The sequence below is a fragment of the Thermocatellispora tengchongensis genome, assembly GCF_014202315.1.
Lineage (GTDB): Bacteria > Actinomycetota > Actinomycetes > Streptosporangiales > Streptosporangiaceae > Thermocatellispora > Thermocatellispora tengchongensis.
The window spans coordinates 51592-67140 of record NZ_JACHGN010000017.1 but is presented as its reverse complement, the minus strand read 5'-3'; the positions used below and the strand labels follow the sequence as shown (position 1 = coordinate 67140).

The window sequence follows — 15549 nt, the reverse complement described above, 5'->3', positions numbered from 1 at the left end:
TCTCCGGTGGCGGTGGTCAGGAAGACTCGGCCGGGGGCTGCGGACGCTGAGGGATCTCCACATCGGCATCGCCGCTGTGAGGGGCATGGTCGGGGGTGTGCAGGGCGCGGTCGTACTCGACGGCCCAGCGCAGCAGAAGCTGGCTGCGGCGCGGATCGTCTCTGCCATCACGACGCGGCCGCAGCAGGACTAGCAGGTCCTCCAACAGGTGAAGGAAGTCGAGGGCGATGCCGGACTGGCCGAGTAGTTGCACTGCCTCGCGCATGTAGTAGGGCAATGAAGCGGGTTCGGCGGAGAGCAAGCCCTGAAAGCGCGCCGGTACCCCGCCGCCGGGCCGCGCGCGGGCAAGCTGCCCCATCGCGGTTCCAAAGCGGTGGCGCTTCGCGCCTTCCGTCCCCATGTCTGCGTACGCGTACAGGCCGGCCGTGAGCAGCCAGATCTGCAACTCGGCCTCTGGAGGATCGTGCTGGAGGACGAAGCGACACACCTGAAGATCGGGCTCCGGGCGCCTGAGACTCTCGGCCATGCGAGCGCGGAGAGCTCGGTCGTCGCCGAGGCCATATAAGGCGGTCACGAAGGCTTCGCGTCGCGCAGCACGTGCATTGGCGGGGCTGTCGGGTGCAGTCACTGGGTGTCCTCAGGCGGTGTGTGCCCGGCCAGGGCTCTGTCGAAGACTTTGAGAGCCTGGCTGCGGGCGTACCGATAGCGCTGGTAGTAGCGGGCAGCGGTCAGGAGAGTGCGGCCGGTGCGGGCCTGGTGGTGCAGCCACTGCTCGGCGGCACGATCGGCCGTCTCGGCGACGCCCCGCTTCCAGGCATCCAAGACGGTGATCACCTTCGCCGAGTCGGGCTCCGGGCGCCGGTACAGATGCCCCAGTTCTCGCAGCAGTTCTGCGAAGGGGACGGGCAGGTGCGGCCAGTAGTCCAGCTCAGCCTGGAAGCGAAAACCTTCCCGATGCTTGTCCTCGTCGGCCTTGACCGTATAGCCGGGGTCGAAGTCCGCCCGGTACTCGCGCTCCATTCGGCGCAGCACGCTGCCGAGGTCATCCGCGAGAGCCACGGCGCGGCCTATGAACAGGCCGAGCCGCGCATCATCCGCTCGGAGCAGCGCGACCGGCATGGGGACGGCCTCCTCACACCATGCGGCCAGAGCCCCGGCTCCGCCTCCTGACACCTGCTGGCCGAAAACGCGCAGCGTGTATACCGTGCCCTCGTCGAACAGCCCGTCTCGGGCGCGTGCCGCAAGGTGCTCCACGGTGCGCGTGCGTAACCGCTCCGGAGAGCTGTCGGGGAAGCTGTACCGGCTCATGCCTGCCGTGGTGTATTGCACGTACCAGCGTTTATCGGCCGGAAGCAGCAGTTCCTGGCTGTGCCGCCACACGCCGCGAACGGTGTCCAGACGGACGGGATTCAGGTCTCCTGTGGACGCCTTCTTCCGCTTCGTCTTCCCCGTCGTCCCTTCGCCTTGCTTCCCGCCGCCGGCAGCATGGTTCTCATCGACGGTCTCGCTGAACCAGGGGGCGCGGAAGGCCGCCATCTGCTCCACATCCCGGACGGGCAGTTCCAGGGTACTTCCGGGACTGACCTGCGCACCGTGGATGCGGATCCGTCCTCGATCATCGACTCGGTGGGCCAGCCGGATACGGCGCGCCGGCCAGGTCAGCAATTCGGTCCAGCCATGCGGCGACCGGGTGTCGCTTTCCGGCTCGTCCGGCGGAGCCTCCCAAGCGGGTCGATCGCTGGGCCGAGTCCCTGCGGGGCGGCCATTATCGGGATCATAGGGAAGGAGGTTGAGCAGCAGGGTCCGCTGTAAAGTGTCCGCTACGACCAGGACGCAGCCGAACTCCGTTGTGGGCGGGTTCCTCGCGGTGACGTTGCCGCCGCCGTTGTGGCGGGGCTTCGTACCACCAGTATCGTAAGCATGTGTGGCCACCAGCCAGCGGGCTGCCTCTGCGGGCTCCAGTTCCAGCCCGTCGGCGTCGGTTGTGTGGTCGAACAGTGTGGCATTGTTGCCGCGGGCGCGGAATGCGACCAGCGGCGCCACGCTCCGGCCGTTCGGCACCGGCATTCCTGGGCACTGAAGAAATGGGCGCTCCGGGTCGAGGAGATCGAAGCGGGCGGTCCACTTTTTGGCGTAGGCCCGCAGTTTCGCACTCGGAAAACCTTCCCCTTGCTCTGCCGCCTTCCACAGTGCGTGCCATTGCTCATCGTCGGTCGGCTTCAGCGAGCGGTGCAGGAAGGCGAGCAGGAGCCGGTGGAGCGCTGAGGTGACTGGCGGCGCCTCGCTTACCAGTGCGCGTAATCGGTGCGCGCGCTCCAGCAAATCGACGATGCCGAGCATGCCTGGTGTCCCGTCGTGCCACACCACGGGCAGCCACGGCTCGTAAAGTAGGTTGAACGTAGCAGCGTTGATCTCTGCCCCCCTTGACCGATGTACCGATGGTGTCGCAGTCCGGTGAGATCGAACGGCAGTGTGGCACAACTCGCCGTTCGCCGCCGTTACTTCGCGAAAGTCACGTCTGACTCTCGGCAGATCCGCCGCCGAGTCGAGCGCCGCGCCACGTCGCCACGCCGGAGGTCAGTTCTGCTAGGTTCAGATTGGGACGCGGAACTGGAATGCTGTTCGTATCCGCCATGACCTGCTGGCGCAATACAGAGTTCTCATAGACGATATGGGCTTGGCGCCACTGTCGCTGATTCCAGCCGGGTGGGCAGCAGACCGCCTCCCGCGGACCGTAGAGGGCATCAAGCATGCGCCGGATGTCGCCGGGCCCGACCGCCACTCTCCACTCGTCGGCAGACATCAGTCCCTCTTCCCCATCCCCGGACTGCTCAATGGCCAACTCGCGGAGCAGGACCCAGGTACGCAGCAACAGCGCCGCGGGCACGACGCGAGTCGCGGAAGGAGGGAAGCAGACCATTGTGCGGCCGCGCTTGGTCTCCTCCCACACCCCGGCAATTCGTACCTCCACCGGGCCGTCCCCCTGGCTGCGCCCGTGCCGCCGGATGCGCCCCATGGCCTGGAACATCCGGTCGCCCTGGGCCAACTGCACCACTCCGGCATCCAGGCTGATGTCCAATCCTTCGGCGAGTAGCGGACTCCCGAACACCACGGCTCCGCCCTGGGGCCGCACCACCCCTTCGCCCGGCGGCCCGAATGCCGCCCGCACTGCCTGGTCGGCCTTCCTACGTTCCTCCCTATCCAGCTTCGCGGACAGTTCAAAGACCTCGATGCCACGCCAGCGGGGGTTGCGCTGTACCTCAGCGCGTGCTGCGTCGGCGGCCGGGCGAACCTGCGCTGCAACGTTGTGGACCACGGCCACGCATTGCCCGCCGCCCTCTACCGCGAGATCGAGGGCCTGCTCTACGCGCCGCTCCCAAGCGGTGGCGGCCTCGACGCGCAGCGGATTCGGCATCCGTAGAAGATAACTGCGCTCTTCCTGGCCAGGTGTCTGCCTGACAGGAACGGCACGGAGGCCGGGAGCATAAGGAGACGCCCACACCACCTGATCTCCGGCAACGCATGCGGCGGCAGCCGTGTCGGATGGCTCGCCGGCCTGCGCCCCGCGCAGCCAACTGCCCACCAGCGCCCTGGAACGGGACGCGGGCAGTGTCGCCGACTGCAGCACCACCGGCACCTCCAGGTACCCAAGCCATCGCAGCAGCCGCTCCAGCAGTGCGTATTGGTAGGCGTCGTAGGTATGCACCTCGTCGAAGAGCACCACCTTCCCCGCGACTCCGGCCAGCCGGAGGAAGTTGAATTTCCCGCGAAGCACTCCACGCAGCAACTGGTCAATCGTGCCCACCCCCATTGGGGCCAACAATCCCCGATTCGAGGCGGCGAACCACTCCCTCGCCTCCCTGTCCTGCCTCCCCTGGCCCTGTGGCGGGTCCTTCGGATGGGGCTCCTCGGGCACGTCGACGCCGCTCGCATGGATGGCCGGCGCCGCTGCCTTGCGGGCTCGTTCCGCGGCGAGTACAGCCCCCGCCGATGAGTGCAGCAACCTCAGCGGAGCCTGGGCGCCCGTACGTTCCAAGAGCTCGACCGCGGCAAGGTACGTCTGATTACTGGTGGCTTGCGTGGGCATTGCCAGGTAGAAGCCTGACAACCCCATTCTGTCCACCATTGCCGCCGCCGCCAGCAGTCCCGCCTGCGTCTTCCCCGAACCGGTCGGTGCGGCGACCACCATCACGCCAGGTCCATCCACATGCGCGAGCGCTTCCTCCACCGCCGTCTGCACCGGTAGCGGCGCCCGCCCGAACAACCCCTCAAACGACACCTTCGGTGGCTGCCATACCTGCCACTGCGCACGCGCGATCTTCGCCGACTCGGTGTGCCCTACCCCATCGGCATAAGCGCGTACGTCGACGCCTTCTCCCACCGGCGGCAGTCCGTCACGGTCCGAAGCGACCCAGTCCGCCGCCACCACCAGCCCGGCCAGCAGTACCATCGCCCCCGTATCCGCCTGCACCTGAGCCCAGGCGCCGCCACGAACCTCCAGCCCCCTTAACTGGAGAAAATCCTCGACAAAACCCACCCGCCACCGCGCCCACCGGGGGTCGCCCGTCTCTCCGACTTGCCCATCCCGCACCAGGCCCACAGTGCTCGCCGCCGGGATCACTCCGTGGTGTCCCCCGAGCACTGCAGCAACGTCCCTCGCCACCTGAGGGCTTGCTCCCCAGCTCAGTAGCACCCGCTCCATCTGGACCGCCGTAATCCAGCCGTGATGCACGTCGAGACGCCAGTAGCGGTCCGGAGCCAGCCGCTCCATGTCACGCACCGCCTGCGGGGGCAGTCGCCTGCGGGCCACGTCGATGCGCACGGCCTGAAACGTCGGCGCGTACTTCCCCAGATCGTGCAGCCCACACAGCGCCGCCGCCCACTGCACAGGGTCGCCGAGCGGCCCCAGCATCGTCCGCAGCCGTTCCCCGGCCCGCCCTCTGCACAGGCTCTCCGCGATGGCCTCGGCCGCTGACGCGGTGTCCAAGGCATGACATATCAGCGGGTGCACGTACCCAGAGCGGCTTTTCGTCGCGTCTTTCACTTTCGCCCATGGCGCGCGGAGATCCGGAACGTCCCCTGCGTCCGCGTTAACGCCATCCACGGGATTCGAGGATGCCCACGTTCGCGACCAACCACAACAGCCGACCGGGTCACTGACCAGTTGCAGGCCCTCCCCCGACGGCCACCGGCAGGCGAATCGCAGGTGTAGGAGTGGCGTCTATAGATCTTCAGAACCTGGCATGAACTGCAGACGGACCGGCTCGGTCAGCGCAGCTCGGGCTCCGTCGAAGTCAGCCAGCCGGGCCGCGACCGTCGCTACCGCCAGTCGTTCCGGCAGGACGGCCGAGAACTTCAACCCCTTGACGGCACGGCGATCAACGTCCGGCAGTACCAATATCTCGCCATCGCCTGCCCTGTTTCGAGCCTCCTGCCAAGCAGCGGGGGTGAGGTCCTCGCGGAGCCGTACCGCGAAGTCTGTAGGACGCTGAACCGGGTCGGCGATCGACGGCAATGTGGCGGCGAGCGTCGCGTTCGCGCGGTAGCCGGCCCAGGTCCACCACCGCACGTCGTCACCTGTCCGGGTGATCAGGGTTGCGCCGGGGTGCACGGTGGCGGGCGCCTCCTGCTCTCGCCATTCGGCAAGACATCTCCGGGCTCGGCGGGTGAGCGCAACTGGTGGGTCGGCACCGAGTAGGACCTCGCGCATCGCGCGTGTCAGGGCGTAGGACAGCCCGGCGATGCCGCCGCTCGTCCACTTGGCGACGCCTCCATCGTCTGCCGGCTCTACGAAGGCGCGTCGACGTGCCCAATCGATGAAGGTCACCCGCCAGCTCCGGCCGCCGAGCAGCAGCACACGAGGGCCCGGTCTTTCCTCGGTCAGCACCGTGGGATCGGTTCGCCCGATCTCCTGGCGGCCGGCCAGCACGGTGAACTGCGGGGGCGCGGTGAAGGACGCAGTCAGCTCAATGAAGTGGCGCTGCCCGAAGCGCCGCTCCGCCTCGGGGCCGATGAACAGCATTCCGCCGTCCTCGTCGAGGAATCCCTCGTAGAGCATGTGCCGCAGGATGGGGGCCGCCGAGCGGTCGAAGGGGACCAGCCCGTTCCACTCCTCCGGCCACAGATGGTCACCGAGCCGATGCTGCTGGAGAGTCACGGCGAGCAGTTGCTGCGCCACCAGATGGCGGGGTTCCGGTGGTGCGGTCACGGGCTCCACCCAGCCGCGTCCCCACAGCAGGAGCAACCCAGCGGCCTGCAGCAACGCCTCGTCCCTCGTCGTGAGGAACAGGCAGTTCCGTACGGTCCCGGCGCGCCGTCCGGTGCGCCCGATCCGCTGCAGAAATGACGCGACCGTGGCAGGCGAGTCGATCTGAATCACTCGGTCCAGGTCACCGACATCGATGCCGAGTTCCAGCGTGGAGGTGGACACGATGACGCAGTCGCGAGCCTCGGCGAAGGCCTGCTCTGAACGTTTGCGCTCTTCGACGGACAGCGAGGCATGGGACAGGAAGACGTTCACCTCGCGGGCGCGCAGAGCCGCGCCCAGTTGTTCCACTTGCCGCCGCGAGTCGCAGAACACCAACCGCTTCTCACCTCGGTGTAGCACTGCGATCAGCTTCGCGGCATTGTCCAGGGAACCGACATAGTCCAGTTCGACTTCCCCAGCCGGGCATGAGCCATCGGGTTCTGCAGCACGCGGGAGTTCGGGCGCCACCACCCGGCCCGGCCGCTTCCCAACACCGGCTCCCTGCAACCACTGGAGCAGGTGTCCCGGGTTCCCCACAGTGGCCGACAGGCCGATCCGCTGGATGGCATGGCCGGCCACCCGCTCCAGCCGTTCGAGCACCGCAAGCAGGTGCCAGCCGCGGTCGTCGTCGGCGAAGGCGTGTACCTCGTCGACGACCACGGCCCGGACGCGGCCCAGTAGGTGCGCGTGGTCGGTCTTGACGCCGATCAGCATGGCTTCGAGCGACTCGGGGGTGGTGAGCAGAATGTCGGGCGGGTCGGTGCGGATACGCCGCCGCTGCGAGTCAGGGATGTCGCCGTGCCACAGCGCGGCCCGGCGCCCGAGCCACTGCGCGTAGGAGTCAATCCGTGGGAGGAGGTTGTTGAGCAGTGCCTTGAGCGGACACAGGTACAGCACCGATGCGCCGGTCCAGTGCTGTTCCGCCATCGCGGACAACAGCGGGAAGCAGGCTGCCTCGGTCTTGCCGCCCGCGGTCGGAGCGAGCAGGATCGCGTCGTCGCCAGCCATCAGAGGCTCGATCGCCGCCCGCTGCAGCGGGCGCAGGTCGGGCCAGCCGAGGGTGTTCACGATGTGGTGCCGGACGACCGGATCGAGCCGGTCCACGGGGTCGCCGCGATCGGCCATCACAGTTCCAGGTCGACGTCGTCGGCCGAGGCGGCGATGTTCCGTTCCGTGTCGGTGAGTTCGCTGCTGTGCACGGTCAGCGTGTAGTGCTGCCGGGGGTCGAAGTCCTCGAACTGATCGATACGGTCGAGAACGTCGCCGACGAGCTTCTTCAGGAACAGGCGGGGTACGACCCCGACCTTGCCGCCCAGCGCCCCACCGACCGCTCGCGCCAGGTCGGCGATGTAGGCGTCGTCTGCGAGGGCCTTGATCCGGTCGGGTGCGTCGGCTCCGTCGGCGTAGAGGTCGCGGACGGTCACTCCGAGGTCTACCAGGGATTCCATGGTGAAGCCGGGCAGCCGGATCTGCACCGCTCGCGGGTTGTCGAAGCGGGGGTCGGTCGTGAAGTCGGTCGCCAGCCGCTGGGCCAGCGGTGCGAGGCGCTGCACTCCCTGCTGCCCGTCGTAGAACGCCGGCGTACCGGTGATCACCAGGTACAGGCCGGGGAAACGGCCGGAATGCACCTCGTCGATGAGCTGACGCAGCGCGTTGAGCGCTTTGTCGCGCGCGTCGGAGCGCACCCGCTGCAGGGTCTCGACCTCGTCCAACACGACGAGGAGTCCAGGGTGGCCGCCGTCGCGCAGCACGGTCAACAGGCCCTGCAGGAAGCCAAGCGCGCCGAAGTGGTCGAGGTCGCCGCGCACGCCCGCGAACCGGCGGGCGGCAGCGGCGACGTGCGGCTGCCCACCGAGCCAGGCCAGCACGGCAGCGGCGATGGTCTCGTCTCCGGCGGCGAGCGCGGAGCGGTATCCCCGCAGAGCGGTCGCGAAGGACGGCGCGTGCCGCGACACCTCGATGAGTCGGGCGGTCAGCAGCTTCTCCACCTCGGCGGGCAGCTCGTCCTCACCCGCGCCGGCGTTGAGAGCGTCCTCCTCCAGCGCGTAGAACCATGCGTCCACCACCGGCCGCAGAGCGCTCGGCGGGAAGCTCGCGGTGGTGAGCCGTTCGGTCAGCCGCCGGTAGACGGTCTCCAGCCGGTGCAAGGGCGTTTCGGTCTCCGAGATCTGAATCTCGGCCGTGGCGAAGTTCCGCCGTTTGGCCCGCTCCCCCAGCCACCGGGTGAAGAACGTCTTGCCGGAGCCGTACTCGCCCCGCACGGCCTTGAACACCGATGCGCCGGAGGCGACCGCGTCCAGTTCGGCGTCGAGCGCCGACTGGAAGCGGTCGAGGCCGGTGGCGAGCAGGTCGAGCCCGCTCTCGGGTACGGCGCCGCGCCGCAGCGCATCGATCACGGCGCGGCGGCGCACCGTACTGACCTGGGTGGAACGGGAGGGCCGAGCGGTACTCACGCCTGCCAGTCTCCCATCGTGCTCATCATCCCAGTTCGAACTGGTCCCGTAGTAGTCCCGTGTTCAGCCGCAGCGTGCGTCCATCAGGCAGGGTCTCCAGGACCTGCACTCCGTCGTAGTTGAGGAGCTGACGCAGGACGGCGGCGAACCCGTCGGCCCGGCCCGCAGGGTAGCCGACGCGCTGGGCCAAGGCGGTGACCGGCAGGGCGCCGGTGTCGAGCATGGCCCGGATGGCCGTCTCGACCTTGTCCATGGGTGGCTTGCGGGCCAGCAACCCCACTTGTGCCTGGAAGATCTCCGACTTCAGCAACGCCTCAACCAGCGCGTCATCGGGTGAGACGAGGCGAGGAGACAGCAGGGCGTCGTCGTTCGCGGGGCTCAGGACCACGTCGAAGAGAGCGTCGCCCATCTGCTCAGCGCGGGCCTTCGACGGTTTGACGCGCCGCTTCGGCTCGGGTGCCGCCGCAACGACCGGGGCGGCGGGGCGGACGGTCTTCTGCTCCGGCGACCACCATGCCGGATGCTGATCGCCGAGCTCGCGCCAGCCCTTGGGAGGCTCGGCGCCGAAGGGCAGGAAGGCCAGGACGGGGATGGTGAACTCGGCGAGCGAGGCGCCGCCGTGGTAGCCGGCCTTCTGCGCGGTGTAGCGGGAGTCGGCGTCCCAGAGGGCCACTATCGCGGCGCCCGGCTCCGGCCACACCACCCGCGGCCCAGACAACGCGATCTCGGACTCGGCCACTGGACCACCAGGCGTTCGATGCCGGGCAGAGGCGATGCCGTCGCCGTCGATCTTCACTCCGTGGCGGTCCACGACGTGCCCGTGGTCGCTGGTGAGGATCACCGCCATGCCCTGGGCCGCGGCCACACGCAGCAGCTCTCGCAGTTTGCCGATCTGGTCGAGCCGCCAGGCGCCGTCGCCGAGCTTCTGCTCCTTGGCGAGCCGGTCGTCGATGGTGTTCAGCACGACCGCTACGTGCGTCCGCTCGTCGGCGAGGGCTTCGCTCAACTCTGGCCCGAACGGGTCGCCGACGCTCTCGCCCCGCAGATCGTCTTTGTGGAAGACAGCGGCCGGGGCCCCGCCCCAGAACCGGTGCGTGGGGAAGAGCCGCTTCTCGTCGACCTGCGTGCCCTTCATCAGCTTCCCGGCGAACAGCGACGTCCGTGAGATCGCGGTCAGCGTCGGCAGGGCGGCCGCCATGGCTCGCCGCCGCGGAGGCCGGTCCGCCAGGTCCACCACCGGGTCGTACTCGGCCCAATGCCGGCGGAGCTCCTCGCCCAGCTCGCCGGCGATCGCCGCACTCATCCCGTCCAGGACCAGCAGCAGCACCCGCCGCCCCGTCTTGGCCGTCACGACGGGCTTCACAACCCGGGTGAGGAAGGACTCCACAGTGAGCATCGAACCCGGGTCGGTGCCCGCCGCCGTCCAGGTGGCGAGCGACCTGGCGAAGGCCCGGTCGATCTCGCGTCGCCGCTTACGTACGCGGGTGCCCAGCATGTCGTAGGCGGCTTTCAGCTCGGGACCGGGGTCGCCTCCTGCCTCGATGTGCTCCAGCGCTTGGTCCACCCAGCCGGTCTCGGCGATGTGGCGCTCGATCGCCGCCGCCACCGTGTCCGTGGACGTGACCGGGTCGGTGGCGAGCCACCGCGCGAGCCGCTGCCCCATGCGGGCCCGCTCGATCCGTACCCGCACGTCCGGATCGCGGGCCATGTGATGCTCGTCCAGGACCCGTATCGCCTGCTCGACGGCGCGCGGCTCATCGGCGGCGAGCGCCCGCCCGACCCGCGCGAAGCGTGCCTCCAGCCCGGCCACCAACACCGGGCTGGCTTCAACGGCGTCCTCGGCCCCGAACTGCCGGGCCAGGGAGGCGGCACGGTCCAGCACTGGGCCGGCGATCCGGCGCGCCTCGCGCGCCGTCTCCTCGTCCCCGCCGGTACGGCCCACCTCCAGCAGCGTGGTCACGAACTCCTCACAGGAGCGCCCGAATGTCGCCACGAGGGTGTCCAGAGCGTCACCGGCCGCGGGCGGTTTCTCTCCGAACCACCGCTCGGCCCGTCCCCGCAACCGGTACGTCTGCGTGTCCGCCTCAGCATGCAGCCACAAGGCCGCGCACACCAGTCCGAATGGCACCGCGTCCGCTCCGTGCTCGGCTTCCACCAGCGCGAGCAGCGCCCGCCCGGCGAGTCCGCCCTGGTCCTCTTCGCCGAGGAATGTCACCAATCCGGCACGCTCCGGGCCGCGCAGTGCCAGCAGTCGCTCCGGCCCACCGGGGGTGAGCGACCACCGCAGGAGAGTGTGGGTGTCGAGGCCGTCACCGCTCTGCGCCAGGCCGGTCGTCGCTTTCCCATCGGTGTCGTAGCGGCCGAGGCGCAGGCGGCGCAGCGCAAGCGCCGACAGGGCGGTACGGCGCGACAGAAGCCCTCCGGCCAGCGGCGGCCAACCCCCCGGCGGGGTGGCGTCGAGGAGCGCTTCAGCGGCCCAACCGTCAGCCCTGAGCCGCGGGTCGACCTGCTCGGCACCGAAGGCCTCCCGCACGACGTTCCAGCCGTCGACGGTCTCGATGCGCTGCTTGTGCGTACGGGCGAGGATCGCCGGGTCGAGTTCGTTCTGCTCCCTGTCGGTCAGCACCACCAGCACCTGGGGGCCCGTCGTCTGCGCCGACAGATGGTCGAGCACCAGTTCGTGCACGGCCAGCGGCGATGGGGCCGCCGCGATCCGGGCGCGCCGTCCCTCGCCCCAGGTCAGTTCCCCAGGTCCGTCCCACTGGGGCGCCGATCTCAGCAGCACGACCCGCCGCCGCCCGGTCCCGGTGAGGGAGTCCTTCAGCGATGACTGGGAGGACAGGAACTGGGTCACGGTCGCGGTGGTCAACCGCATCGCACCCGTGCTTCCGGTGGTGACCGCCGTGCTCATCGATCCACGACCTGCCAAGTGATCTCGATGGCGGCGTTCGGGTCTCGGGCCGCCAGCTCCGCCAGTTCCGCCTCCAATGCAGCGACTGCCTTGGCCGCCGTCGTGCGCCTGCTGCCCGAACGACGCACCCGGGTGCTCGCCCCGCCTTCCTTATCCTCTGGGACGCGCGGATCACTGGTAGGCGTGGTCAGGTCCACGTCCCCCGCACCCCGGACCGGCGTTGGAGAGGGCGAGATGGGCGGCGTCGGGGTCGGCGTGACGGGCCGGGGCTGGTTGCGCTTGATCAGGGCGGTGACCTCGCGGCGGGTGTGTTCCAGGGCGCCGATGAGGTCGGTTGTCATCTGATCGGCCCGGGCCGCACCGCGCAGGGACTGCAGCAGCGCCTGTCCATCGGGCCCCTGCCCCTCGGCCAGTTCCAATGTGTCCCAGGCCGCCACCACCAGCGCCTGCGCGACGTCGTGCGCCCGCTTGATGCAGGTCCCGTACCGTTCGGGGCTCACCTGTCCGAGGTCGAACCGGGCCAGCGTCTCGACGGTCTTCTTCGCCCCGCTCGCACCTGCCGCCCCCTGTGCCATGGGAGCCAGCTTCTGCAGTAGGTCGCGCGAGCGTCGGGCGAGCGCGAGCCGCCCCTTCTCCTCGGTTTCGTCCAGGTCGAGGAACGTGGCGTGCGTCTCCAGTTGCCGGACCAATTCCGCCGTCGGTTCCTGGTAGCTGCGGGCGCTCTCGACGATCTGCCTGGCGAACTGGTTCACCATCCGCCCGCGCCGCAGCATCGGCGGCTTCTTCCCGAAGATGGTCTCGTACCGGAGCCTGGCCTCGTTCCAGTCATCCTCGCCCGGCAGCGGCTGGCTGCGCAGCGCATCGCCCGGCTTGATCTGCGACAGCTCGGGTGCCGGGTCGATCGGGACTCCACCGCGTACCCACACCCGATCGTCCATCTCGGCGAACGCGGCGACCACGAGGGTGGCGAGGAAGGGCTCCAGCCCACGCTTCTCCGGTCTGTCCGTCCAGCCGACGAGGGTGATCAGGCTCAGGTCCCCGGTGACGCCCTCCGTCTGCGCCATCCGCCGGAAATGGTCGGCCCAGCGGGTGGACAGCGCGAAGTACGCCTCCTTCTGCTGCCCAAGGCCGAGCGGCTCGGCAACGCGGAGCATCAGCTTGCGGTCCTTCTCCGGCACCTCGACCCGCCGGTCCCGGGACTCCGCCGCAGTCCGGACGTGCGCCAGGATCGTTCTTGCGTCCGCCGGCTTCACCGCGACGCCCATGCCGCCCGGATCGAGGTCTGGGTGCGCGGGGAACTGGAAGGCGAGCAGCTTGCCGGCGATGTCCCTGATGGCCTCGCGCATCGGCTTGGCGAACGAGATGGTCAGCCCGCCGACGTCGGGCAGCGCCACGAGGTGGTCGTCGAAGCCCAGCTCGACATCGGATGCCTTCTTGTCCGCCAGGCCGTACGCCTGCTTGAAGGCCCCCTTCACCTGCTTGAGCAGGGCTCCACGCTGAGTCTCCAGCAGCCCTTTGGCACGTGCCCGGTTGTCGGCGTTGAGATGGGCCGCGTACTGCGTGGCGAACCGGTTGTCGTCGGCGAGCGCCTTATCGATGACGAGGAGCCTGCGGAAGTCCGCGAACCGCTGGGCGGACAGGTGCGCCGGCACCCACGCCACCGTGAGCGCGGGCTCGCCCTGCCGCTCCCGCAGACCACGCATCCGGTTGACGTCATCGACCGGACCGTACGCGCCCTCGTCGAAGGGCAGGTCGACGACGATCCGCCACCGTCCCTCGATCTGCGGCTGCAACTCGTGGTCGGGCAGATCGTCCTCATCGGCGATGTTGCCGAAGATCACCTCTACCGACCGGTTGGAGCCTCTCCACACCAGGTTCAGGTCGTCCGCGCCGAGCCTGCCGTCGGAGCGGTCCACACCCAGCTCCTCGGCGAGCAACCGCTTGGCGAGCGCCATCCGGTTGCCGGGGTTGTCGTTGACGGCTGCGTTGGCGATAGCGGAGTCGACGTCGACGCCGGTCAACTCCAGCCGTACGCCCGCGTTGGCGCCGGTGCCGGTCTCCTTGATCTCGGGGAAGCGGGCGGCCCACTCCGCGACCTTGTTTTTGATGATGCCGACCTCGCTGCCCGGGATCGGCGCGGTCACCGAGCCGTGATTGAGTGCGCCGAGACGGCGGTTCGTAAGGTCGCTCAGGGCGGGCACGCTCGGCGCGAGCGCCGACAGCAGCAGCGTGCAGATCAGGCGGTTGTCACCGACGAATGACCTGCAACGCTGCGCCAGCCCGGGATCGGTGATGCTTTCACGACGATGCAGGTACCGCTCCACATCGTCCTCGGTAACGTCATAGGAGGTTAGCAGATACGGCCGGAGCTTGGTTTTGTACAGCTTGTCGGCCGCCTCGAACACCACTTTCAGGCTGTCGACGAACGGCTTGTCACCACCGTCGGCGATCACCGGGTACAGATCGCCCAGCGGGACCAGATCCCCAAGCCGCAGGTCATCCCGGTGCGCGGCGAGCAATTGTCCCATCAGCTTCAGACCCGTGCGGGAGCGCTGCAACGCGGAGGAGATGTGCACCAGGGTGTCCATGAAGGCCGGCGAGAAGGGATAGGTGAGCCGGAACGACTCCTCATCCGCCCCGGTCGTCCCCTTGTCGGAGCCGAGCAGCGTGTCCCACACCTGCGGGCCGACCTTCTTTGTGCGCTCGAACGCCGCGTCGATCAGTGCCTGCTTGCCCTCCTTGGGCCTCAGGAGGCGGGCGTTCGCGATCTGCGGGAGGTTGCGGTCCTCCAGCGTGATCTTGTCGAACCGCCCCGAGGCGAGGTTCAGCGTGTCCTGGATGGACGCCTCCGCCGCGCCCGACACCTCCTCGCCGACCAACTCGCGCAGGTCGCGCTGGCGGGCGATGAACGAGACGATGGGGATCGCCCGCCGGGCGTCCCCGCCCTCCACGAAGTTCGTGATTTTACTGGCCTCGCGGGCCACGAACTTCTGGTCGTGGATGAGCGTCGCCAGCCACAGGATCAGCTCGTCCATGAACAGGATCAGGCCGTCGTAGCCCAGCGACTTCGCGTGCTCGGCGATTACCGACAGGCCAGCGTCCAGAGAGATGAAGCCGTGCTCGTCCTCAGCGGCGTTCTTCGCGAACCCGGGCAGCAGATTGGTGCTCGCGTCCTGCACGAGTTTGGCCCGCAGCTCGGTCGGCGTGGTCGGATGGACCAGGTCCAGCGGTACGCCGCTGTCGTGCGTCTCCTCAGCCGAAAGCGCCGTGTCGAGCAGCTCGGAGGTCCAGGCGAACGACTCACCCCACTCGTCGTCCTCGTCGGCCGCCCCGCCCCCAGAGCCGAGCCCCGCGATCACCGCGGCGTCCCCCATCCGCGCCCGCATGGCCCGGATGTCGGTGAACAGCGCATCGGTTCGGTACACCTGGGGCGTCGGCGCGTCCGGGTGCAGCTTCTTGACGTGGCTGACATAGCCGCCCAGTACGCGCTGCTCCAGGGCCTTGGCACCGAGCATGTGGTACGGCACCAGCAGGAACCGCTTGCCGTCGGTGTCCAGCCATTCGTGCTTGGTCAGCACGGGGTCGAACTCACTGCGGGCGCGGGCCGCTGGGTCGCCGCTGAGCAGCGCGTACAGCACCGCCATGAAGTGTGACTTACCGGAACCGAACGAACCGTGCAGGTAAGCGGCCTTCGACGTGTGCCCGTCCAGAGCCGATTTGATCAGCCCGAGCGCCTCGTCGAAGTTCTCCAGCAGCCGCTCCGTGACGACGTAGTCCTTGAGGGCGTGCTCAGCCCCCTCGGGCGTCACCGCCTCGGCAAGGCTCAGCACGAAGTCCGAGGTGGAGATGGACTCCTTGATGTCGATGACATCCTTCAGGAGGGGCTGCTCTGCCATGGACCTTCTCGCTCTCCTTCGCTACCGCCTGTGCCTTGCCTC

General features: G+C 68.8%; 7 protein-coding genes. All 7 read right to left on the bottom strand.

Annotated features, from left to right (window positions below):
• Nucleotides 1-16: 16 nt before the first annotated feature.
• Nucleotides 17-628 (bottom strand): type I-E CRISPR-associated protein Cse2/CasB, encoded by a 612-nt coding sequence (gene casB / locus HNP84_RS34120; protein WP_185054178.1) that lies wholly within the window; start codon nt 626-628, stop codon nt 17-19.
• On the bottom strand, nt 625-2481 hold the full coding sequence (casA, locus tag HNP84_RS34115) for a type I-E CRISPR-associated protein Cse1/CasA (RefSeq protein WP_281396369.1): 1857 nt from the start codon (nt 2479-2481) through the stop codon (nt 625-627). Before casA ends, casB begins: the two co-directional genes overlap by 4 nt.
• Before the next feature lie 31 nt (nt 2482-2512).
• Complete coding sequence (locus HNP84_RS34110) at nt 2513-5104, bottom strand: CRISPR-associated endonuclease Cas3'' (RefSeq protein ID WP_185054176.1); 2592 nt, start codon at nt 5102-5104, stop codon at nt 2513-2515.
• Nucleotides 5105-5221: 117 nt separating this feature from the next.
• Nucleotides 5222-7372 carry a DEAD/DEAH box helicase gene (locus tag HNP84_RS34105; protein ID WP_185054175.1) on the bottom strand — a complete coding sequence of 717 codons (2151 nt, stop codon included), beginning with the start codon at nt 7370-7372 and terminating at the stop codon, nt 5222-5224.
• Nucleotides 7372-8700, bottom strand: a complete 1329-nt coding sequence (gene brxD / locus HNP84_RS34100; protein ID WP_185054174.1) for a BREX system ATP-binding protein BrxD — start codon at nt 8698-8700, stop codon at nt 7372-7374. Before brxD ends, HNP84_RS34105 begins: the two co-directional genes overlap by 1 nt.
• 25 nt (nt 8701-8725) lie before the next feature.
• Complete coding sequence (gene pglZ, locus HNP84_RS34095) at nt 8726-11611, bottom strand: BREX-2 system phosphatase PglZ (RefSeq protein WP_185054173.1); 2886 nt, start codon at nt 11609-11611, stop codon at nt 8726-8728.
• Nucleotides 11608-15507, bottom strand: coding sequence for a BREX-2 system ATPase PglY (pglY, locus tag HNP84_RS34090; protein ID WP_185054172.1), 3900 nt, complete (start codon nt 15505-15507; stop codon nt 11608-11610). Before pglY ends, pglZ begins: the two co-directional genes overlap by 4 nt.
• Nucleotides 15508-15549 lie beyond the last annotated feature (42 nt).

What these genes read in the sequence shown, in the direction of transcription:
- HNP84_RS34105 (WP_185054175.1), bottom strand. Translation starts at nt 7,372, where the DNA reads ATGGCCGATCGCGGCGACCCCGTGGACCGGCTCGATCCGGTCGTCCGG.
- pglZ (WP_185054173.1), bottom strand. Translation starts at nt 11,611, where the DNA reads ATGAGCACGGCGGTCACCACCGGAAGCACGGGTGCGATGCGGTTGACC.
- pglY (WP_185054172.1), bottom strand. Translation starts at nt 15,507, where the DNA reads ATGGCAGAGCAGCCCCTCCTGAAGGATGTCATCGACATCAAGGAGTCC.